General features: G+C 62.4%; 21 protein-coding genes. 12 read left to right on the top strand and 9 right to left on the bottom strand.

All coding sequences use genetic code 11. From position 1 onward, the window contains the following. Positions 1 to 192: 192 nt before the first annotated feature. Positions 193 to 2,049 (bottom strand): hypothetical protein, encoded by a 1,857-nt coding sequence (locus ACIA5H_RS30040; RefSeq protein WP_397078915.1) that lies wholly within the window; start codon positions 2,047 to 2,049, stop codon positions 193 to 195. Positions 2,050 to 2,066: 17 nt separating this feature from the next. Further along, entirely contained in the window at positions 2,067 to 2,213 is a 147-nt protein-coding gene (locus tag ACIA5H_RS30035) for a hypothetical protein (RefSeq protein ID WP_397078913.1), read from the bottom strand. Positions 2,214 to 2,256: 43 nt separating this feature from the next. Between ACIA5H_RS30035 and ACIA5H_RS30030 the strand changes: the two genes are divergently transcribed. Further along, entirely contained in the window at positions 2,257 to 3,651 is a 1,395-nt protein-coding gene (locus ACIA5H_RS30030) for an IS30 family transposase (protein ID WP_397079098.1), read from the top strand. Here ACIA5H_RS30030 and ACIA5H_RS30025 read toward each other — a convergent pair. The 4 genes from ACIA5H_RS30025 to ACIA5H_RS30010 all read right to left on the bottom strand — a co-directional run bounded on the left by ACIA5H_RS30025 (position 3,599) and on the right by ACIA5H_RS30010 (position 6,728). Then, entirely contained in the window at positions 3,599 to 4,279 is a 681-nt protein-coding gene (locus ACIA5H_RS30025; RefSeq protein WP_397078911.1) for an IS3 family transposase, read from the bottom strand. The two genes, ACIA5H_RS30030 and ACIA5H_RS30025, sit on opposite strands and share 53 nt — an antisense overlap. 35 nt (positions 4,280 to 4,314) lie before the next feature. Continuing rightward, entirely contained in the window at positions 4,315 to 4,683 is a 369-nt protein-coding gene (locus tag ACIA5H_RS30020; protein WP_364439255.1) for a transposase, read from the bottom strand. Continuing rightward, a complete protein-coding gene (locus ACIA5H_RS30015; RefSeq protein ID WP_364439267.1) occupies positions 4,680 to 5,252 on the bottom strand; it encodes a transposase in 573 nt (190 codons plus the stop codon). Before ACIA5H_RS30015 ends, ACIA5H_RS30020 begins: the two co-directional genes overlap by 4 nt. 951 nt (positions 5,253 to 6,203) lie before the next feature. After that, entirely contained in the window at positions 6,204 to 6,728 is a 525-nt protein-coding gene (locus ACIA5H_RS30010; RefSeq protein WP_364439264.1) for a TetR/AcrR family transcriptional regulator C-terminal ligand-binding domain-containing protein, read from the bottom strand. 417 nt (positions 6,729 to 7,145) lie between these two features. Between ACIA5H_RS30010 and ACIA5H_RS30005 the strand changes: the two genes are divergently transcribed. The 3 genes from ACIA5H_RS30005 (at position 7,146) to ACIA5H_RS29995 (ending at position 9,645) form a co-directional block, all read left to right on the top strand. Continuing rightward, entirely contained in the window at positions 7,146 to 7,658 is a 513-nt protein-coding gene (locus ACIA5H_RS30005; RefSeq protein ID WP_397079095.1) for a hypothetical protein, read from the top strand. 444 nt (positions 7,659 to 8,102) lie between these two features. Further along, complete coding sequence (locus ACIA5H_RS30000; protein ID WP_364439252.1) at positions 8,103 to 8,972, top strand: SDR family oxidoreductase; 870 nt, start codon at positions 8,103 to 8,105, stop codon at positions 8,970 to 8,972. A gap of 412 nt (positions 8,973 to 9,384) precedes the next feature. Continuing rightward, complete coding sequence (locus ACIA5H_RS29995; RefSeq protein WP_364439249.1) at positions 9,385 to 9,645, top strand: hypothetical protein; 261 nt, start codon at positions 9,385 to 9,387, stop codon at positions 9,643 to 9,645. Positions 9,646 to 10,218: 573 nt separating this feature from the next. On the opposite strand, the gene ACIA5H_RS29990 is transcribed toward ACIA5H_RS29995, so the two are convergent. Together ACIA5H_RS29990 and ACIA5H_RS29985 are read right to left on the bottom strand one after the other, a co-directional pair. After that, on the bottom strand, positions 10,219 to 10,362 hold the full coding sequence (locus ACIA5H_RS29990; RefSeq protein ID WP_364439246.1) for an NAD(P)-binding domain-containing protein: 144 nt from the start codon (positions 10,360 to 10,362) through the stop codon (positions 10,219 to 10,221). 820 nt (positions 10,363 to 11,182) lie between these two features. After that, positions 11,183 to 11,722 (bottom strand): hypothetical protein, encoded by a 540-nt coding sequence (locus ACIA5H_RS29985; RefSeq protein WP_364439243.1) that lies wholly within the window; start codon positions 11,720 to 11,722, stop codon positions 11,183 to 11,185. A 283-nt stretch (positions 11,723 to 12,005) separates the two neighbouring features. On the opposite strand from ACIA5H_RS29985, the gene ACIA5H_RS29980 reads away from it, so the two are divergent. Further along, positions 12,006 to 12,452 carry a transposase gene (locus ACIA5H_RS29980; protein ID WP_397078907.1) on the top strand — a complete coding sequence of 149 codons (447 nt, stop codon included), beginning with the start codon at positions 12,006 to 12,008 and terminating at the stop codon, positions 12,450 to 12,452. Between the two features lie 252 nt (positions 12,453 to 12,704). Here ACIA5H_RS29980 and ACIA5H_RS29975 read toward each other — a convergent pair whose 3' ends face one another. Beyond that, positions 12,705 to 13,343, bottom strand: a complete 639-nt coding sequence (locus ACIA5H_RS29975; RefSeq protein ID WP_364439240.1) for a TetR/AcrR family transcriptional regulator — start codon at positions 13,341 to 13,343, stop codon at positions 12,705 to 12,707. A 114-nt stretch (positions 13,344 to 13,457) separates the two neighbouring features. On the opposite strand from ACIA5H_RS29975, the gene ACIA5H_RS29970 reads away from it, so the two are divergent. The 7 genes from ACIA5H_RS29970 to mmsB all read left to right on the top strand — a co-directional run bounded on the left by ACIA5H_RS29970 (position 13,458) and on the right by mmsB (position 20,968). Then, positions 13,458 to 14,447 (top strand): pyridoxamine 5'-phosphate oxidase family protein, encoded by a 990-nt coding sequence (locus ACIA5H_RS29970; RefSeq protein ID WP_397078905.1) that lies wholly within the window; start codon positions 13,458 to 13,460, stop codon positions 14,445 to 14,447. Between the two features lie 9 nt (positions 14,448 to 14,456). Further along, positions 14,457 to 15,332: an alpha/beta hydrolase gene (locus ACIA5H_RS29965; RefSeq protein ID WP_364439234.1), complete on the top strand. Its 876-nt coding sequence runs from the start codon at positions 14,457 to 14,459 to the stop codon at positions 15,330 to 15,332. 20 nt (positions 15,333 to 15,352) lie between these two features. Beyond that, positions 15,353 to 16,531: an acyl-CoA dehydrogenase family protein gene (locus ACIA5H_RS29960; RefSeq protein WP_397078902.1), complete on the top strand. Its 1,179-nt coding sequence runs from the start codon at positions 15,353 to 15,355 to the stop codon at positions 16,529 to 16,531. Between the two features lie 197 nt (positions 16,532 to 16,728). Beyond that, positions 16,729 to 17,316 carry a 3-hydroxy-9,10-secoandrosta-1,3,5(10)-triene-9,17-dione monooxygenase reductase subunit gene (hsaB, locus tag ACIA5H_RS29955; protein WP_364439229.1) on the top strand — a complete coding sequence of 196 codons (588 nt, stop codon included), beginning with the start codon at positions 16,729 to 16,731 and terminating at the stop codon, positions 17,314 to 17,316. Between the two features lie 169 nt (positions 17,317 to 17,485). Then, a complete protein-coding gene (locus ACIA5H_RS29950; protein WP_364439226.1) occupies positions 17,486 to 18,334 on the top strand; it encodes an SDR family NAD(P)-dependent oxidoreductase in 849 nt (282 codons plus the stop codon). Positions 18,335 to 18,402: 68 nt separating this feature from the next. Continuing rightward, positions 18,403 to 19,923: a CoA-acylating methylmalonate-semialdehyde dehydrogenase gene (locus tag ACIA5H_RS29945; protein WP_397078899.1), complete on the top strand. Its 1,521-nt coding sequence runs from the start codon at positions 18,403 to 18,405 to the stop codon at positions 19,921 to 19,923. Positions 19,924 to 20,068: 145 nt separating this feature from the next. After that, on the top strand, positions 20,069 to 20,968 hold the full coding sequence (gene mmsB / locus ACIA5H_RS29940) for a 3-hydroxyisobutyrate dehydrogenase (protein ID WP_397078897.1): 900 nt from the start codon (positions 20,069 to 20,071) through the stop codon (positions 20,966 to 20,968). Positions 20,969 to 21,568: the final 600 nt, after the last annotated feature.

Genomic DNA, 21,568 nt, shown 5'->3' with positions numbered 1-21,568 from the left:
CGTCGGGCACCTGGAGGAAATCGACCGATACCGCCTTGGTGTGGTGTTGCAGCACTGCGGGGCTCAGGTTCCATCGGTCTTCGCCGAACCGGGACAAGCCATTCCGGTCGGTGCTGCTTCTCAGCGGTACGTTGAGCAACACGAGGGTGTCGGGGTCGGGCAGATCATCGCCGGCAGGATTCAGGGCTGTGGTCACGGCATGTCCAGTCCACGGGCGAGGAAACGGTCGACAAGCAATCGGTGGAAGCGGGTGGCGTTCGCGCGGGCGTCGGCGACCGCCGCGGTTGAATGCTGGTCGAGCAGGTCGACCAGCTGGGTCACGGGTTCGGCGAAACGTTGAGCCCATTTCAGCGGTGTCATCTCGGGCCGGCGGGCGAGCAGGGCGTCGTGCACGAGAACCTGGACCGGCAGGTGTGCCGGTGTCGCCCGCGCGCATGGACACGACAGACACATCAGAAACGATGCCTGGCAAGGCTTTCCGGCGTGCGAGTAGGGGCTGTTGAGGTTATTGGTGCACCCGGCCAGCACTGTGTCCAGTCGGCCGTCGACCAGCTCGGTCACCGTCTGTGTCGAGATGCCGAACCTGGCAGCGACGCTTGCCGGGTCAATGCGTGCCAGCGCGACATCGTCGGCGGACAACACCGGAATCGTTGCCGCGCGGGCCTTGCTGACCTGTTCAGTCAACACATCGGCAACGACCTGCTGATATTCGGCGAGGTTGCCACGATTGCGCGCCAGATACTCGTTCACCAAAGTGGTCTCGGTGTGCGCGACCGGCCGCTGATATAACTCCAGAAACGTCAGGCGAAGCCGACGAGACCTCACCCGCAGAGTGCCTGGGACACCCGTGCTGGGGTCGGGGGTGTCGGCAGGCAGCTCTAGCGCGTCGCCCCAGTGCAGCAGGATGGACTTGGGCACCTGCACCCGGAACCCGGCGACGTCGCGTCCCTTGCCGTTGCCCTTGGGGGTGAAGGCGACAAAGAGGCTGTCGCTGCCGGCCCTGGCCCTGGCGCGGGCGCCGAGCTCCAGCAGCAGCGTGTACAGCCCGAACGGTGTGGTGAGGTCGTCCCGCCCGGTCGGGCGCGCTCCATCGGGAGTGACGTCCTGCAACGGTACGGTCATGGCCGCACGCCGAGGTCCGCGACGTGGCTTGAGCCAATCGACAAGGATCGTCGGCGCACCGCCAGCCTCAGCGTCGGTGCGGTGATGATGGACGGTGGCCGCGCGGATCGTGCCGAGGTTGTGTCCGGTCAGCCCGATCATCAACGCGACCGCGGCACCGATTTCCATGTAAGTCGGATACAGATGCGCCGGCACGGCTGCGGCCCCGCCATGGCGATTCACGACATCCGCCTGATGCGGCTTCTTCGCGTTGGGCGCCACGGCTCCGGCCCGAGGAACATCACCTTCGCGGTCGACGTAGTCCAACAACCACCCCAGCTCCCAGCGCCGCGCATCAGTGGCCTGGTCGATCTGGCCGGCTCGCCACTGATCCAGGAGGCTGTTCGCGGCGCGGATTCGGGTCGCGGAGGCGCGGAGCTGGGTGCGCGCGTTACCGAGGATGCGGTTGAATTCCTTTTCGGTGTAGCTGGTTTCGCGTTCTTCCGCCTTGGCGACGCGCGCCGTGGCCAGCCGCGCGGCGAACTCCGCAGGGACGTCGGGTGCGAATCGAAACACCGAACGCAGCGTTGGCAGATCCCGATGCAATGTGGTGCCCACGCCGCCGGTCAGGATGTAGCCATTCAGGTGGACAGCCCGCAGTCGATGCGGCGACTGGGGTGGATTGTCGAGCCCGGCGAGATAGCGGGCGAACCGAAGGAACGTCGACACGATGTCGCTGGCTGAAGTCGCGGTGCGGCGTGGTCCCGACGGCCCGGTCGCCCCGGCGGCCGCTGTGGCGAACCAGTCGCGCAGTTCCTTGGACAGCGGCAAGTCCATGAAGTCGAGCTCGACCGGATCACCGCCGAGCTCAGGAAAGAACAGTACACGGCATTCGTCCGGCCCGAGAAACAACCGTTCCGGTGGCCTGTAACCGGCGGCGGGTTGCACGGCCGCTCGACCGCGGGTCACGCGCCCGCCCCCGTCGGTCGGCTGATCACCTGCGGGTGCTCGGCGAACATCTCCGCGACCAACGCCGACATCGCCGCACCCTGCGCGTGCTCGATGAGCACCGACACGTCCAATTCACGGAACGGCTCCAAAGCCGGATTCAACTGATCGTTGCAACACCTCGATCGTGGAGGTGTCGAGGTGGGAATTGGTCCGCAGCAGAAGCGGGTTCGTGAGTACCGGGGCCAGATTCCGTCGCCGGGTCGGCCGACGGTGGCCTGGCGTGAGGATCGGGTGCGGTTCTGGGCGGCGATCGCGCGCGGGGTGATGACCGAGGACGCGGCGGTGGAAGCGGGGGTGTCCTCGCCGGTCGGGTTCCGATGGTTCCGGCATGCTGGCGGCGTGAATCCGCGTTTGCCTCAGTCTGTTTCGGGCCGGTATTTATCTTCGGGCGAGCGGGAGGACATCGCGTTGCGGCGGGCTCGGGGCGAGGGAGTGCGGGAGATCGCTCGTCGGCTCGGTCGGAGTCCGTCGACGATCTCGCGGGAGTTGCGTCGCAACGCCTCGACCCGTTCGTACTGGCTGGACTACAAGGCCTCGACGGCGCAATGGCATGCCGAACGTCGGGCCAGGCGCCCCAAGATCGCCAAACTGGTCGCCAACGACCGGCTGCGCGCATACGTGCAAGACAAGCTCTCCGGGGTCGTGCGAACTGCCGATGGACGTGCCGTGGCCGGCCCGGTCGGTCCGGAGTGGAAAGGGCGCAACAAGCCGCATCGCGGTGATCGGGCGTGGGTGTACGCGTGGAGCCCGGAGCAGATCTCGAACCGGCTGAAACTCGAATTCCCCGACGACGAGTCAATGCGAATCAGTCATGAGGCGATCTACCAGGCACTGTATGTCGATTCTCGGGGCGGGCTCAAACGCGAACTCGTCGGCTGCCTGCGCCGAGGCCGGGCGTTGCGGGTCCCGCGCGCACGCGCCAAGCAGAAAGCGTGGGCACATGTGACCGCCGAGACGCTCATCGGTAACCGGCCCGCGGAGATCGGCGAGCGGGTGGTCGCGGGGCATTGGGAAGGCGATCTGATCATCGGGTTGCAGCGTTCGGCGATCGGCACCCTGGTCGAGCGGACGACCCGGTTCACGATGCTGATCCACCTGCCTCGCGAGGACGGATACGGTGTCATCGCACGCACCAAGAACGGACCCGCTCTCGCTGGCTACGGCGCGGTGACCATGACCGACGCGCTCACCCGAACGCTGCGCCCGCTGCCGCCGCCGCTGCGTCGATCGCTGACCTGGGACCGGGGCAAGGAATTGTCCGACCACGCACGGTTCACCGCCCGCACCGGCGTCGAGGTCTACTTCGCCGATCCGAAGAGCCCATGGCAACGCGGCACCAACGAGAATACCAATGGCCTTCTGCGCCAATATTTTCCGAAAGGCACCGACCTCTCTCGCTGGGGTGCTCGAGACATCGCTGCTATCGCGCACACGCTCAACTCCCGACCCCGCAAAAGCCTCGGCTGGAAGACGCCCGCTGAAGCCTTCACCGAGCAGCTACGATCGCTCCAACAAACCGGTGTTGCGACGACCGATTGAATACGGCCTGGCTGCCCGCGTCGGTGTGAAATATGAGTCCGGGCTCGACCGGGTGTCCGTAGTGGCCGCGCCGCCACACCGCCATGTTGAGAGCTTTGTCCACCAACGCTGTCGTCTTGGTGGCCGCGGCGGTCCAGCCCACGATCGCGCGAGAGTAAGCGTCGAACACGAACGCCACATACGCCCATCCGGTCCAGGTCGAGACGTAGGTGAAATCCGCGACCCACACCCGGTCCGGAGCGGGGGCGGTGAAGTCGCGGTTGAGCTTGTCGGTGGCGCGCACGCCGTCCTTGCCCGGGATCGTGGTGCGATGCTTGCGGCCTCGCACGACACCGTTGAGCCCGAGTTCGCCCATGATCCGGTCGACGGTGCAGAACGCCACGTCGTGGCCTTGGCGGCGCAGGTAGCGGGTCATCTTGCGGCGGCCGTACATTTGCTCGGGCTTGCCCGCGAGGTCTCGTAACGCGTTCTCGAGGTAGGCGTCGGTGGCATCGCGGGCCGAGGGTGGTCGGTGGCGGGCTTTGCGGTAGGTCCGCGGCGCGATCTGGACTCCGTGCGCAGACAGCGCGCGGCAGATCGACTCGACGCCGTAGACCTGGCGGTACTCGTCGATGAACCCGACGATCACCGGTGTCGCGGGTCGAGTTCCCGGATGCTCCTATGTCAAGCCATCTGCAAAACAACCGTTTCCGTATTCGCGGGGCAGGTCTGTGCGGCGACTCGCTCGTCGGTGATCAGGGAACGGAAGACCACGTCGGACAGACGTCGGCGCAGCAATCGCACGGCCTCGACGCGGGTCTTGCCGCGGCCGACGAGCTTGTCGACGTAGTCCTTGCCGGGCCCGAGGCCGCGGGTCTGGGTGAGTGCGATCATGTGCAGGGCGCAGTTGATCCAGTGATTGCCGCCGCGGTTGAGGCGCACCTTGCCCGAGGTGGCGCCCGACTTCACCGGGATCGGCGCGGTCCCGGTGAACCGCGCATAAGCATCCTTGTTCCGGAACCGCCCGGCCCCAGCGGTTTCCCCGATGATCACCGCGGCCGACAGTACTCCGCAGCCGGGGATGGCGAGCAGGCTCGCGCTAGCGCCCGGACCCAGTCGCGCAGTTGGCCTTCCTGATCGTTGACTTGTCGGGTCAGCTCCCGGCAGCGTGCGGTCATCTGCCGTGCGAGCCGGGCGACCAGCCCGTCGAAGCCGGTCAGTCGTTGCGCGAGGTCGTGGGTTACGCAGTAGCGGCGCAGCCCGCGGGAGGGGATCTCCAGACCGGGGTCGAGTTCGTGCAGGTGCCAGCGCAGACGGTCGGTGCGCTCGGTGACCGGGATGTGGCGGTAGTCCGACAGCAGCTTCACCTCTCGTGCGGGCCCGTCCAAGCGCGCGGTCGGCAGATCCAGTTCGCGCAACGCGGCATGCGCGACGGCCAGGGCGTCGATCGGGTCGGACTTACCCTTCTGCCGGCTACCTTGGCGGGCGGCGGCCATCAGATGTGTCGGCACCGGGACGACCTCGAATCCCGCGGCCAGCAGATCGCGTTCGAACCGACGGGTGACATGGCGGCAGTCCTCCAGCGCGAACCTCACGCCGGACCCTTGTTTGGCCCACTCCACGGCCTTGAGATGTTCTTCACTGGTCGTTCCGATCGTCTTCACCGCCAGTCGGCGGCCACCATGGTATGGCTGCGCTTGTGAGCATCTACGCCGATCACGATCAGGCTCAACGGTTTTCGTCCTCTCCGCAGTTCATCCAGATCTGACGAGCCGAGTAAGGGCGGGTACGCGTCAATTGGGCAGTTCACGCGCTCATATCAAGCCACGAACCCCACTGGCCGGGCCCAGCGGGGCCGCACATCGTGACAAGCCACCAGCATTCGAACGCCCGGGGCAGCGAAAAACGAGCGAACCTCGCTGGGCCCCAACAGCAACGCGAAGAAAGTCGACGCCAGCTCCAGGATCTCGTTGGCCTGCTTGAGGTCGCGGACCTCTCGCCGCGGTTCGGTCAGTTCCTCGCGCTCGGTCGCGGACAGGCCCGCGCCGGCCGCTTCGCTCGGCCCTCGGCCAACGCCTTCTTGATCCAGATCCGCAGCGTCTCGAAATGGACATCTACCAACCGCGCGATTGCCTGCGCAGCGGCATACGGGGTGCCGTACTCATCGAGGCGCTCGAGAGCCAGACGCACAGCCTTCTCACGAACCTCGGGGGTAGCGCTTCGACATGATGGGAACCATCTTCCACTAGGAGGAAGCGGTCCCCGACTCGTGACGGTTCAAATCCCACCACCTTCGCAGCCCCGACACGGCACCGCAGGCACCCAAAAGGCGCAGGCCGAGCGCACTGAGCCAAACGCCCGCTACACTGTCGCCCAAATCACCGAAACCTTCGGCGTCTCCCGCGAAACCATCTACCGTCACCGACCACCTGTAACAAGCAGCTACGGCATATCCGCCCGAAATTCGGCGCGTTCTACGGCTACCTGAAGCCCGTTGTCTTTCAAGTCCTCAGGGAAGGAAGGTACCCCGGGGTCATCCATGGTTCCGATCAGTGCTCTCCATGGGTCGTCGACTATGTCTGTGAAGAAGAGTGTGTTCCCGGCAGTAGGTTCTCAGAGAGCGCGATCGCGGCGGAGCGGTCGAGGGTTGCGTGTCGAACTGCAAGCCGATACCACACGAAGCCGAACGCTTGGTCGATGATTAAGGGGAGATCGATATCCTCGCCGAGTTCCCCTCGCTGTTGGCCTCTTTGTAGCAACGCTGCCAACGCTTGACGCCGCTCGTCAGTGTAGGTGTGAAGGATCTCGGCGGCTCCAGAATCGGTTTGTGCTTCGGCAAGCAGTGTTCGCAGAGCACGAGCGACCGGGCGGGAGTTGGCTGCTTTGAAGGTGGCTTGCAGGAACGCAGTCATGTCGCCGAGAACGCTTCCGGTATCCACGGTCGGTACGCGCGCGCGGGCTCGTTCACTCAAAGCCTCCGCGACCACGGAAGCCTTGTTCGGCCACCAGCGATAGATCGTCTGCTTGCTGACCCCGGCGGCTGTGGCAAGCGCCTCCATCGTGATGGCGGTGGTGTCCGAAGCCATTAGAAGATCCATCATTGCCTGCAACACTGCCTGGCGGGCTTCCTCGTTGCGGCGTCGGCCAGTATGGGGCCGACGGGAACCTCCGGCCGGTGTCTGCTGTACCAAATCCGCTGCCTCCGTCACGTTTGAGGATACCGCCTGGCGCGGTCCTGCGAGGTGCCTGCGCCAGCCTCATCACCCCGCCTACCTGTTGGAGTCGGCGCAGCATGCAAACTCCTGAGGCTGGCGAATTCGAGCGGGTATCGCGCACTGTCATCCTCTAATTTATCAGAACGATGCGTCTTGACAACATGATTTGTCAAGACTTACCGTACCGGTATTCTGCGAGGAGGTGCGGGAGTGAGCGGCACGAACAATGCGGTTCAGCCAAGTGGCGGATGCGACTGGCCCGACTTGGTCGAGGAGGTCCTGAACGGCGACTTGGCCGTGATGCTTGCCGACGTCACGCCGGCCGAGGGGGTTGTGCTGAGTCCCCTCAAAAATTTCGGTCTGCAAGACCGTTCCTGGGCCGAGGCGTGCCTCCGAAGTGCTCGCGCTTTCGTCTTCGAGCAATGGGCCGACATCCAGGTCGAAGTCGAGGCCGGCAACGAGTTCGCCACACGTCAGCACACCCTTCTGCGACTGACCCTGCTGAATGCGACTAATGCAGCAGAACAATGGTCCTATCGGACAGGCGGCGGCACCGCTCTGCGCGAGGGCGCTCCGCAACGATCTCTCCGCGACATCCACGCCGCCACTCAGCACGTCCTGATCGGAGACGCCTTCTACAAAGACTTGCGGACGAGCTTTGCTCGGCGTGGCCGAGGGAAAGGCATGGAGTCTGATCGGCCTGGTCTGAAGCTCTGCTCGGTCGCCGGTCGGAAGACGAGCCGACGTCGTGATGAACCCCACCGAAGCGCATCCCTCCGATCGTGTTCCTTGACCAGATGCTCATCTGGTTGAGGAACACGACATGCGGTGTGAGGAATTTGCGCGACAATCTTCTTGTCTGGCATTGCCGGCCCTTCGATCTGGACTCTTAATGGTGCACAAAATAGTCGATAGCGCACTCGTTGTTGCAGGTGCCCGTTGCGTGCGGCGGTGCGCGCTTTTCGGTCCTGTCAGGACGGTCGGCATGGGTGGTCACCAACCTTCCCCGCCACTCCCCTTTAGGGCGAGATCACTGCGGGATGGATAGCAGTGTAGCCATCCTCTGGCGTCGCAATGGCTAACTAGGTCTTGGCCGCAGCAAGCTAATGCTGGCTATTGGCCAGACGTTGATCATCTAAAGATCAATGCCGCATCCAATCCATCCGCCGAGCGCTTTGCCGGCGCTCGGCTTACCACAAAGCGTCGCCGTCAAGTCAACTCCTATCTGGGCAAGCCAGCGAAAGGACAGCCATTCCAATGACGAACATTCTCATCACCGGTTGCAGTAGCGGCTTCGGTCAGCGCAGTGCGCTCGAGCTCGCACGCCGCGGCCAGCGCGTATTCGCCACTATGCGTGATCTCACGGCGGCCGAGCCATTGACGCGAGCTGCCCAACAGGAAGATCTACCCCTGTCACTGCACCGCTTGGACGTCACCGATTCGGACTCCATCGAAAGTGCCTTGCAGGAAATCAACGCCGAAGGCGAAATCGATACTTTGGTCAACAATGCCGGTCAGAGAGGTCCCTTAGGGCCGCTGACGACGTTCTCCGACAACGACCTGACGCAGACCTTCGATGTGAACGTACTCGGTGTAGCTCGTATGGTTCGATATGTCGTCCCGTCGATGATCGCCCGCCGATCGGGGACGGTGGTGAACATCAGTTCCATGGCGGGGCTCGTCGGAGCGCCGTTCGAGTCGGCGTACAGCATTAGTAAGCACGGTGTAGAGGCACTTTCCGAAGCGCTGCGCTGGGAGCTGGCGGCACACGGGGTAAGGGTCGTGGTGATCGAACCGGGGGCATACGACACCAACTTCTTTGGTGCCGCGAGATATCCCGCCGCCTTCGCCGACGACCATCCCGAGCGCGAGACATTCGCCTGGATGACGGAGGCCATCGACCGCACGATGATCACTGGGCGCCTGCAGGACCCCAACGAGGTCGTAGAGGCAATTTGCGCGGCAGCTCTCGAATCGGACGACACCTTTCGGCGCGTCGTTGGTAAGGATGCGCAGGCGATCACGGTACTCAAACGCAAGCTGCCCTTCGAACAGTATGAACAAGAAATCCGCCGCATATTCGGTCTGGATCACGGCTCCGGGCCAGCGTCCGCTGACAGCGAATGAGAGACAGGCGTATCCGGTACTAACGCTGATCTGGCCGAGCTCGACCGTGACAGTCTGGAAGCATTCGCCTGTGGCGCGAAACACGGATGGCCCGACCGCTTCGCTGCTCGGGTGCTGGGCGCGCTGGCGGTCGAGCAGTTGCTCGCCCGCGAGTATCTGGTGCGCGCCAAGGCCACCACCATCGCGATGACCGCTAACCAGCTGATGGTCCTGGGCCAAGACCGTAAAGACTGGGCACGGCGCATGAGCGGGTTGCTGCTCGGCGATGTCCGCTATCGTCGTGACAAACAGCCCAGGGATCCCGATCCCGGAAAAGCCGTCCCGGGCGGTGAAATCTACCTGAGCTTCCCGGACTCGGGCATGTCCTCGCCGCCCGGATCGCAGACGAAATCGGGGCCACAACCAGCAATACATGACCGCGAACGCGCTGCAATGCTACGTAGGCACCGCACCGGTCACCCGCAGATCCGGACGCAGCGAATTCGTCGTCAACCGCAGACTCGCGCACAACGCTACCTCGGCGCTGCGGTCCATCGATGGGCGTTCTGCAGCCTGTGCACCTCCAAATGGGCACTCGAGTTATACGACTCCAAGATCGCCAAAGGCAAATTCCACCACCGTGCCCTGCGCGCGCTGGCCAACCGGTGGCTCGACTTCCTGTGGCACTGCCTGACCCGCGGCATCGCCTACAACGAAGAAACCCACGTCAGCAACCGCCAACGCGCACTCGCCGCCTGAGATCGACAGAAGGTGTCTCATCGCAGCACCTCAAGCCGGTCCGGCTCGTCACGACCGCGCGTAGGGCGGTGAAGGGAGATGCAGTCGAGGTGCGCGACGTCGGCATTCATGTGTTCGGTGACAGGCGATGGGTTGTGCACGCGATTTTCAGCGGGCTACCTGCGGTGTCGCCGGCACGGAGCGCCAGCGTGAGGTCCTTGACCAAGAGGGATGCGATAAATCCGGGTGCGAAGTCTCGGCCGCTGGGCGTGCTGTTCACAACGTCGGCGACCGGGTGCCAGATGCGCGCAGCCCCGTTATCGCTGCACGAGCGGGTGAGTCCAGCCCCAGTTGCTCGGCCAACACGACCCCTTCACATGTGGCGGCGAGACAAATCCCGAAGCTAATGTTGCTGACGATCTTCGCGGCTTGTCCGAGTTTGGCACCGCCTAGATGGACGACATAGCTGCCAAAATCCTCGAGGATGGCCGAGCTGATTCGAATGACTCGTCACCGCCCACCATGATCGTCAGCGTCCCGCCATAGCGCCGTTGACTCCTCCGGAAACCGGCGCATCGAGAAAACGAACCGAGCGATATTCGGCAACCGTGTGGAGTCCGCGGGCCTGGTCCACATCGATAGTCCGAGCAATCGATGACAACAGCTTCCGCATCGGCGAGATCGAAGACGCCGTCCCCTGCCTGGGGCAGGGCTTCGGCCACGGAGTCGGCGTTCGGCAGCATAGTGAATACGAAATTCGGAATCCGGGACGGCGGTGGCGATGTCGTCACGACGACCCGGCCGAGCTTGCCGGAGAGCAGGGCGCGCCTGATCGTCCCTGAGCCAGGGTCGAGGCAGTTATTCGGCCGCCATTTGCCCCCTGAGCACGTTTCGACTCGGGTCGAGCCAACCAGCGACAGCGTTCCAATCCTCCGATGTCATTCGAATGCCACGTTGCTCCGATGTGAAACAGAAACAGCACTCATGACTATGTCGAGGACGATCCGTTTTCGAGTACAACTCGGTTCCGCATATCAAGCAATGTACTTCAATCATGGAACAAAATATTCCCAAATACTTAATCGTTAGACGATGGACGAAACTCCGCTTCCAGCGGAGGGGCTTGCATGCAGACAGAGCAGGCCATATGTCGCATTCGACGGCATTGAACTGAATGACCTCGAGTTCACTGCCGACCCGAGGATCACGCCATTGTGAACTACCGTGGCGTCATTGCCAGGGAGTGAGGATGCCGAGCATCCGCACCTCGGGGCGGCCTGAACCGGAGTAGGATATCGTTGAAACAGGCTCAGATAAATGCATCCAATGGATCCGGCTTCGCCTGCCTGCTCATTCAACTGGGACTTCTGATCGGCCCGAAAGTCGTCGTCCAAGCCTGTATCAATTTGGGTTTTCCATACGTGCCTCTCATATTCGTTGCTGAGATGGTCGATGGGCTCTTTGCGTTACTGGCGGTAGTCTTGATCGCGCCTTCAACATCCGATTCGACCTCTTCGAATTCCACTCGCCCCCAACGGTAGTTGAAGATGCCTTTCCCGTAACTCGTTAACCATTTCGGTATAGCCTTCGCGAGCCTCGCCCAGATGGAACCAAGCCTGGCATCGCAGTTCGGTATCTACTGAATGCAGTACTGTCCACCAAGCCTCGGCGTAGGTTTTTGTGATGTGACTGATGACCTCGCCCAGTGAATGTGTATGCTTCCGTGCGCCTTTCGCGCGAGGCACATGGACCGCCGCCCATGCATCGATCTCACCTATGACTCGATCGATCCTGGCGCGAACTTGCTCACTATCGAAGTCGCGTAGCCGCGGCACCCGGTCGAGTTCGAACCGCATCAATTCGGCATGCAAATCGCCAAGTTCCCGTGCCCATCCAGACAATGGTAAGACGCCGGAGAAGCGCCCGGAGATCGCCTGAAACAGCTGTGCTGGATCCAACAGCGGCACATCGCCCATCGAAGAGGGATGGTCGCCTTGTCGCTCCTCTGGTGACGCATCCCCGTTCAGATACATGGTTCACCACCTCACTTCGACGCATCTTCGGGCGAACTCTGTGAAACGTCCGCATCACCTTCGGGTCAATTCGAGTTGTCAATACCGTACGTCTCGACAAGACGTTTGTCAATACGGTCGGTTCCGGTAAATTTTCCGGTGATCCATCCCTTCTCGACGAGCCTCACTCCTTGGGTGCCGACCGGATCGGAGGGGCCATGATGTCGCAACCGGTCGATATCAACGCTCGAGGACGGTTGACACTCTCCGTCGAAGATTCTGCGGCCTGCTGCTGGATAACGTTGTGCCGCAGGATATTTCGGTGTGGCGAGGGAGTCTGGATGATGTGTTGGCTCGCGTTGGTGGGGTTGTTCGGGCGGGCGGAGCCGCAGGGTGGGCGAGGGCGTATGTGGCAGGGTTGCTGGCGCTGGCGGAGTGGAAGAACTCACGACAGCTGGCCGAGGTCGGCGGGGGCGGTGAGTGTCCCGACGGGTGCCGGCATCTGCTGAACCGGGCGCGCGAGGTGCGCGATCAGGTCCGCGCGTATGTGGTCGAGGCATTGGCTTCACCGGACGGGGTGCTGGTGGTCGATGAGACGGGTTTCGTGAAGAAGGGACTGTGCTCGGTCGGGGTGCAGCGGCAGTGCTCAGGCACCGCGGGCAGTATTCAGATATCGCAACCGACGGTGTCTGCGACACGGGTCAGCTGCACGACACCAACTACCGGCACAACTGGACTAGCGACCAATTAGCTTCGACCAAAGCGGTATGGGACATGCTGGCCCTGCATGATCCCCAGTTCCTCAACCCGCAGGAGTATTCCGTCACTGACGCCATCAATCGGTAGGGTCTGCCGACGGCCCTTCCGCCGCCGGTATTCGACTTGCGTCCCGAGTATTATCGCGACTGGCGAGCCCGCGTACCGCCAGTTTTGTTGCCTATGCCACGCATGAGCATCGGGGCGTGCCTTCCGGACTGGGTCGTGCCCCTAGGCTGATCGAATCTCATTCACGCAGATTATTCAGTATTGGCCGGAGCAGATAGGTGGCCTCTTCCGCGGCGGCTGTCTCGTCGAGGGGGGCGTGCCCGACCAGCAGTCGATACCAGATGAAACCGAACGCATGGTCGACCACAAGGGGGAGGTTGGCATCGGTTGTGAGTTCGCCGCGCCGTTGTCCGTGCTCGAGTATCGCGAGCACTACTGATCGACGTTGAGCGGTGTAGGTACGAAGAACCTCGGCGGCATGAGGATCGTGCTGAGCCGCGGCCATCAGTGTTCTGAGTGCGCGCGACACCGGCGTCGAGTTCGCCGCTCGGAACGAGGCCGCCAAGAAGGCCGTGAGGTCTCCTAGTGTGGTACCTGTATCAGTTTCCGGTATCCGGTCGCGGGCGTCGTTTGTCAACGCATCGGCTAGGACCGCAGCTTTGGATGGCCACCATCGGTAGATGGTTTGAACACCGACACCTGCTTCTTTCGCCAGCGCATCCATTGTGATGGTGGATGAGTGGGGTGCTGTCAGCAATGCGATGGCCGAGTGCAGAATCGCCTGCCGCGCCTCCTCGTTGCGGCGCCGTCCGGTGTGGCGGCGTCGCATAGTCGAGGCTGGCGCGTTGTCGGTGCCGCCTGATGTCTCATTCGTCACCAAGTCAGCGTAGCGCGCGAGTGAACACCACTTTGTCGAGACTGTGGGTCTTGACAATCAACCTTGTCGAGAATTATCCTCTTGGCAACATCACAGCGATCGGAGGCTCTCTCAATGAGTGGTTCGGACGGTTCCAGCGAGCGGCAAACAGGCGTTGTCAGCTGGACAGACGAGGTCGAAACCGTCCTGAGTGGAGACTTGGTGGTCATGTTCGCAAGCGTCACGCCGGCGGGTGGGGTAGTGATGACGCCACTGACGAACTTTGCTCTGCAAGACCGTGCGGATGGCACAGTGACTCTTCTGAGTTCGTTGGCGGCCTGGCGCAAGCTCGCGCGGATACGACGCAATCCTCGGGTCGCGCTCGCCTTCCACACCCGACGTCACGGTTACGCCCACGAACCGCACTACGTGCTGATGCAAGGAACCGCCTCGTTTTCGACCAACGTGGACCGAGCGTGGTTGGAATCGATCGAGGCGAACTGGGAACGATTCATGGGACCGCGAGATCGCGGCCTATGGGGTTGGTGGATGAAGGCTTACCAGTGGGAGCGCATCGGGATTCGCGTGGCGGTGGAACGGGTCTCGACATGGTCGGATCTGTCGTGCCGAACGGAGAGGGTGGTGCATGGAGTACCCACACCGGTTGGTCTGCTGGCATCGCAAAAACCGCCGGGCAAGGGCACCAGTCCCAGGGTTGATATCGCCCAGGTGGTGAGGCGAGTCTCGAAGCTACCTGACGCGCTGCTCGGCTGGGTCGACGGGGACGGCTTCCCGATGGTGGTGCCCGTCGGTGGAGTTCGGCAAACCGAGCACGGAATTGCGCTCGATATTCCCCAAGGGCTCGTTCCGGGTGGTGGCCGACGTGCGGGTTTGACAGCGCACTGGTTCAGTAAGGCCGCGCTCGGCCAAGAGCAGCGCCTCTACACCGGCTGGCTCGAAGCGGAGGCCGGGGCCGATGAGGTGTCGTACGCACCCCACACACAGGCGGGATATCGGCTACCGCCGTCGAAACTGCTGTATCGGGTGGTGATCGGCGGCATTACCCGCTACGGACTGCGGCAAGCTCGCCGATCAGGCTTCGTCTCCGACATAGCCAGCACATGATGTGCCGTCTTGATCAGCACCAAGTTATCCACTGCAATGAGGCAAAGGACACGAATGACAAGCAACTACAGGGCAGCCACGGCCATCCTCAACGAGACCGAGCTGCACTACGAGACGCGCGGAGACGGTCCACCTATCCTGTTCATCTCCGGCGCATTCGGTGACGCCGGTGGATGGGAAGCGGTGAGCGAGTCGCTTTCCGAAACCAACACCGTGATCACCTACGACCGACGCGGAAACTCCCGCAGCCCTGCGCCAGATGGCTGGACGGCGACGTCGCTGCACCAACAGGCGGGTGACGCGGCAGCTCTGCTGGAGTTCCTGGACGTAGGACCGGCTGCGGTATGGGCAAATAGCCTAGGCGGAGCGATCGGGTTGAACCTGGCGTTACAGCGGCCGGACCTCGTCCGCCTGGCTGTGTTGCACGAGCCGTTCCTGGCATTCCTGCTCGAGGACCCCACTGTCGCGACCGGTCCGATGCTCGAAGCCATTGCCCCGTTCCTCGCCGCCGGTGACTATCGAGGCGGGGCGGAAGCGATGCTTCGTCTCGTCGCGGGCAGTGACGTCTACGACGCGATCGCACCCGCACTGCGAGATCGGATGCTGGGTAATGCCGCAACCCTCTTCAATACCGAGTTCCCCGGTCTGTCCGAGCTCACCGCCGAAACTTTCCAGCCGCAGGTCCCGCTGACTATCGCAATCGGAGCCGAATCCCCGTCGTACCTGACCGCTGGAGCGCACCGACTTGCCGATTTGCTGCACATCGAGGTACATCGGCTTGCCGGAGCGCACGTTCCGCACGTCACCCACCCGGACATTGTGGTGGCCCTGTGTCGTCAACTTCTCGCCGGCGCGGTGCTGCCCGGGCCGACCAGCGGACGGTGATTGCGATGTCGACTGTACGAGTGGGCGCGCTGCCGACTTCGGCCGCCGAACTACTAGGCCGCGCGGAGTCGCTGACCGAGTTGTTGCGAGCCGAGGCACCCGCCAACGACAGCCTGGGACATTTGAATGACAACACTGTCGACGCCCTGCGTTCGGCAGGCCTTCTGAACTTCTGCGCACCCGAAGAACACGGCGGTTGCGGAATACCCCCGCTCGAAGCTCTTCGGATACTCGAAACAATCGCGATCGCCGATGGCTCGGCGGGCTGGGTCGCCATGGTGACAAACAGTCTGGCCATGATGCTGTCTTATCTCGATCCGGCAGTGGCTGCCCGATTGTGTGAACAGGGAACACCCATGATCGCGGGTCAGGGAGCGCCTACCGGGCGGGCCACGCCGGCTGAGGGAGGCTTCCGAATCAGCGGACGCTGGTCCTATGCCAGTGGGTTCCATGTCGCCGACTTGATTCTGGGCACCTGCCTCATCACGAGACCAGACGGCAGCCCTCAGCTCGACGCCAACGGCGCACCCCAGGTTCGGGTCTTCCTCGTGCCCAGGACCCATGTGCAGGCCGCGGGCAACTGGAATGTGCTCGGACTGCGCGCAACCGGCAGCGTCGACTACACCATCGAATCCGTCATTGTCCCGGGCGACAATGGCATCGACCTGACCGGCGCGCCCACGCACGGTGGACCCTTTGCGATGATCGGCTTCCCGGCCTGGGCTCTCTTGGGTCATACCGCTGCGGCTCTCGGCGTTGCGCGGCACGCGCTCGACGAAGCCGTCGTCATCGCGAGTTCGGCTAAAGGGCCGTTCGCGCCACCTGCATACAACGAACGTGTACAGGCCGCGTACGCGAAAATCGAAGCGGCACTGCGCAGTGCACGTGCTTTCGTCTACGAGCAATGGTCGGACCTGGAAGCCTCGATCCTAGCCGGTGAACCATTCTCGACCCGCCACCAGACGATGCTGCATTTGGCGCTGCTGCATGCCACGACCATCGCGGAACAGGTCGCCACGTGGTCTTACCGAGTCGGCGGCGGAACAGCGCTGCGTGACAGTGCATTGCAGCGATGTCTGCGCGATGTACATGCCGTAACCCAACATGTCCTGGTTGGCGACTCATTCTACAAGGACTGCGGGCAAGAGCTTCTCGGCGCCGCAGAGGGAAAGACGTGGGGCTTACTCGGACTTTCATGAAGGCCGCCGCTACGGCGGCCGCCTTAGGGTCATGAACGATCAAAGGAATTGAGAAATATGACGACGAAAGCACGGATCAGCGACTGCGGCAATGGCGCTGCACAGCGCGCCGCTTTGGCTCCTCGCTCGACGAGGTCATCTCGTCTCCTCAAATGCCGACATTGCCGCGGACTTCGATGTAGACCTTCTGGGAAGGCATGCATGCCGCGGGCCGGGCTAGTTCGTACGTGAGTCACAATGAACACCTAACCGTATCTCCCACTGACAGCCGCATAGACCCCGCCCGATTTCGGGAGACACTGGGACATTTCTGCACGGGAGTTACCGTTGTCACGGCCATTCACAATGGGAAAGCCTATGGATTCACCTGCCAATCATTTGCGTCCGTTTCGCTGGAGCCGCCCTTGATATTGTTTTGCCCACGCAGATCCTCGCGCAGTTGGTTGCACATCGAGCAGGCCGGATCGTTCTGCGTGAACGTACTTTCACGCGAACAGGAGAAACTGAGCGCACACTTCGGAACTGCGGGAGATCGCGGATTCGAATCCGTCGCATGGCGGCCCGCACCCACCGGATCGCCAGCCCTCGATCACGCCTTGACCTGGATCGACTGTACGATCGAGACCATCCATAATGCAGGAGACCACCACATCGTCGTTGGGCGAGTCTTCGCTGTCCGCGAGCCTGCAATACCACAGGAACGACCTTTGCTGTTCTATCGCGGTACCTATTCGACCACACAATCACAACCTGTGTCGGCAACTACTCAGCGTCTTCCCGAATAACCTTCTGGTGTTCTAGCTGATAGTTGCATACCAGACTGACTTCGTTGCCCGCCACTATTTTGACAGACGGAGCCGGCGATGCCGCTCCAGCCGGGCCGACCCGAAATTAATGCAACACGGCCGCGGTAGTGGAATATTGCCGTGAATATTGAATTTAAGGAGCCGGTAAGTGTCGACCGAAATGAAAAACGTTCTTGTGACGGGCGCGTCGGGCGGGATAGGAACCGCCATCGTCACGCGGTTGGCAGAGCTAGGCTTTACTGTGTACGCCGGCGTGCGTAACCCGGACGGCCGGTTGAGCGGCCGTCACGGAATCCAGCAGATCGAACTCGACATATGCGATCCGGAGTCGATCGCAGCGGCCCGTGACGAGATCAGCGCCCGCATCAACGGCGGCCCACTCTATGGTCTGGTCAACAACGCTGGTATCAGCGTCAACGGCCCGCTGGAACTGGTGCCGATTGCCGCGCTGCGCCACCAAATGGAGGTCAACGTCATCGGGCACGTCGCCGTGACCCAGGCCATGCTTCCCATGTTGCGGCCGGCGAACGGCCGGATCGTGAACATCGGTGGTGCCGCAGGCCGAATGACGCTACCGATGTATGGAGCGATGTCTGCGTCGAAAGCCGCCTTGGATTCGATCAGCTCCGCACTTCGAATGGAGCTCAAATATCAAGGTGTGTCGGTCAGTTATATCGAGCCTGGGGCCATCGCGACTGGGTTCTTCGCAACTGCCGAGAAGAACTCGGCGTACGCGGGTAGCCCAGAAGCGAAGGCTATCTACACTCGAGCCATCGCGGCGACAGGCGAGGCTTTGGCAAAGGGAAAGGCCGATCCGCCTGCGGCCGTGGTGCGTGCTGTGATCAAAGCGCTGGTCTCGCGCAAGCCTGCCGCCCGGTACGTTGTGGGCGCTCAGGCGAAGGGCGCATTGCTGTTTTTCCGCTACGTGTCGGACGCCACGAAAGACCGCATCGTGATGTCCACTCTCGGCTTGGGACGCAAGCAGTTTGCGCCCTAGCGGGATGTGCGCCCCTCGGCCTCCGCGACCTTCCGCAGCATCTGAAACCTTCTACCTGGATAGCACTCATGATTTCGCAGATTCAACATTTCATCAATGGACAGCGTACTGCCGGGCAATCGACCCGAACCGTCGACGTCGTCAACCCCAACACCGGCGAGACGCAAGCGCAGGTGGCGATGGGCTCGCCTGCCGACGTCGCCGTCGCCGTCGCAGGTGCCGTCGAGGCGCAGAAGGAATGGGCTGCCTGGAACCCTCAGCGTCGAGCCCGGGTGATGATGAGGTTCATCGATCTGGTCAATCAAAACCGCGACGAGTTGGCGCGAATGCTGTCGATGGAGCACGGTAAGACAATGGAGGACTCGTTCGGTGACATTCAGCGCGGTGTCGAGGTGATCGAATTCTGCGTCGGCATCCCGCACCTGCTCAAGGGTGAGTACACCGAGAATGCGGGCAGCGGAATCGACGTCTACTCGTTGCGCCAGCCACTGGGGGTCGTCGCGGGCATCACCCCGTTCAACTTCCCTGCGATGATCCCGCTGTGGCAGGCAGGACCTGCAATCGCGTGCGGAAACGCTTTTGTACTCAAGCCTTCCGAACGCGACCCTTCGGTGCCGTTGCGGCTCGGCGAACTCTTCGAACAGGCTGGCCTCCCGCCGGGCGTCTTGCAGGTGGTGCAGGGCGACAAGGAAGCCGTGGACGCCATTCTGGAACATCCCGAGATCAAGGCGATTGGCTTCGTCGGCAGCTCGGGCATCGCGCAGTACATTTACTCGAGTGCCGCGGCCAACGGAAAGCGCGCGCAATGTTTCGGCGGAGCCAAGAACCATATGATCGTCATGCCCGATGCCGACCTCGACCAGGCTGTCGACGCGTTGATCGGCGCCAGCTACGGCAGCGCGGGGGAGCGGTGCATGGCAGTCAGCGTCGCGGTGCCGGTCGGTGATCAGACTGCAGATCGGCTGCGCGCCAGGCTGGTTGAGCGGACAAGGGACTTGCGAGTCGGCCACAGCCTTGACCCCAAGACGACGTACGGCCCGTTGGTGACCAGCGCTGCGCTGGAGCGGGTGCGCGATTACATCGCCGCAGGCGTGGCCGTCGGTGCCGACCTCGTCGTCGACGGTCGCGTACGGGGTGCGGACGACTTCCAATTCGGCGACGATAAGTTGGAGCACGGTTACTTCATCGGCCCGACGCTGTTCGACCATGTCACATCAGACATGTCCATCTACACCGACGAGATCTTCGGGCCGGTTCTGTGCATGGTGCGAGCCAAGGACTATGAAGAGGCCTTGCGGCTTCCGTCGGAGCACGAGTACGGCAACGGCGTCGCGGTGTTCACCCGCGACGGCGACACGGCGCGTGATTTTGTATCCAGGGTCCAAGTCGGCATGGTCGGTGTGAACGTGCCCATCCCGGTGCCGGTGGCGTATCACACCTTCGGCGGCTGGAAGCGCTCAGGCTTCGGCGACCTCAACCAGCACGGTCCGGCGTCGATCCAGTTCTACACCAAGGTCAAGACCGTGACATCGCGGTGGCCGTCCGGAATCAAGGATGGTGCTGAATTCGTGATTCCGACTATGGATTAAACCCGCGCATCAACCTAGGTGCAAAGCCAGTTATGGTAAGTGCGCCGCACGCGTTCACGCGCTCAACCATCGGACCTGTCAGTAAATAATTGCCGCACGCTCCGTGTTTATCTCGATCGCAGGCGGTACCTGAAAGAGATTGATCATGAGTAAGGATGCAAAACCCACGATCGCGTTCCTCGGGCTCGGAAACATGGGTGGACCGATGTCGGCGCGCTTGGTCTCGTCCGGCTACAACGTGCGCGGTTTCGACCCTGCGACAGTTGCATCGGCCTGCGCAGCGAAAAGGGGCGTACTGATCTCCGACGCTGCGCGAGCCGCAGTGGAGCACAGCGATGTGGTGATAACGATGCTGCCCAACGGGGAAGCGGTCAAACGCTGCTATCGTGACATACTGCCCGTGGCTTCGCCGGAGACGCTCTTTATTGACAGCTCAACCATATCTGTCGACGATGCCATATTCGTTCATGAAGTTGCGAATAAACACGGCTTCGACCATCTCGACGCACCGGTGTCGGGTGGGGTAGCTGGCGCGGTGGCGGGAACGTTGACATTCATGGTTGGCGGCTCTGCATCGGTGTTGGCAGGGGCACTGCCGATGCTGGAATGCATGGCAGGCAAAGTAATTCACTGTGGGGCCTCGGGTTGCGGGCAGGCTGCCAAGATCTGCAACAATATGGTGCTTGCGGTGCAGCAAATCGCCGTAGCCGAAGCCTTCCTGCTCGCCGAGCGGCTCGGCTTATCGGCACAGACATTCTTCGACGTGATAACCCGCTCGACCGGAAATTGTTGGGCTGCGAACACAAATTGCCCCGTTCCGGGGCCCGTACCGGAATCGCCGTCCAATCATGACTTCGCTCCCGGGTTTTCGACTGTGCTGATGAATAAAGACCTCGGACTGGCGCTGGAGGCTATATCCGCGACGGGCTCGCCGGCGCCGATAGGTACTCAGGCCGCCACAATCTTCGGCAAGATGGCTCACACACATGGCGACAAAGACTTCAGTGCGGTGATCGAGCTGCTCGGTACTGCGCCGTACGTGTGAGGTCGCATCCACCCTTCGACCAGCCCTGCCGGGCCGAGCACGACTAGGCAACCCGAACTGTGCGAGGCGATCACGATCGGCGGCCCACGCGAGGTCTGCGCCGAGACCTGCACCCACCAAATCGCCGACCGGCTCACCCAACTGAACATCGCCCGCCACGAGAACTTCCGGTCCACCGGCACCCACTCAGGCCCTACTGGGCTGACGAACCACCTCGATCGTGGACGCCGCACTGGGCATTCCGGACGAACATCGAAGAGGAACACCGTCGGCGATCCCAAAGGCCGCGTGAGTTGCATCGAATGACAGACACCGAAATCCGCCGCTCCACCAAATTCGACGTGGCTTGGGCCGACCTCGAGCGTGGGCTGACGTGTGCGGTGCTCACTAGCGGCAAGCCGATTCTATATTCCTGGTCGGTTGGATCGGGTTGCTCTACGCGATCACTTCGTAGACGCCGAAGGTGGCCGAAAGGGACTTGGCTTTCTGTGGGGAAGTCATCGAAGAAGAAGGAGTTGCGATGTTGAGCACTATGCAGGACGAGCCGTTGTCGTTGGCGACGTTGCTGCGCTACGCATCGACGTTCGCTGGGGATTCGAC

The organism is Nocardia sp. NPDC051900, assembly GCF_044452545.1.
GTDB lineage: Bacteria > Actinomycetota > Actinomycetes > Mycobacteriales > Mycobacteriaceae > Nocardia > Nocardia sichangensis.
The sequence above is the reverse complement of the archived record's forward strand: the minus strand, read 5'-3'. Positions and strand labels throughout refer to the sequence as shown.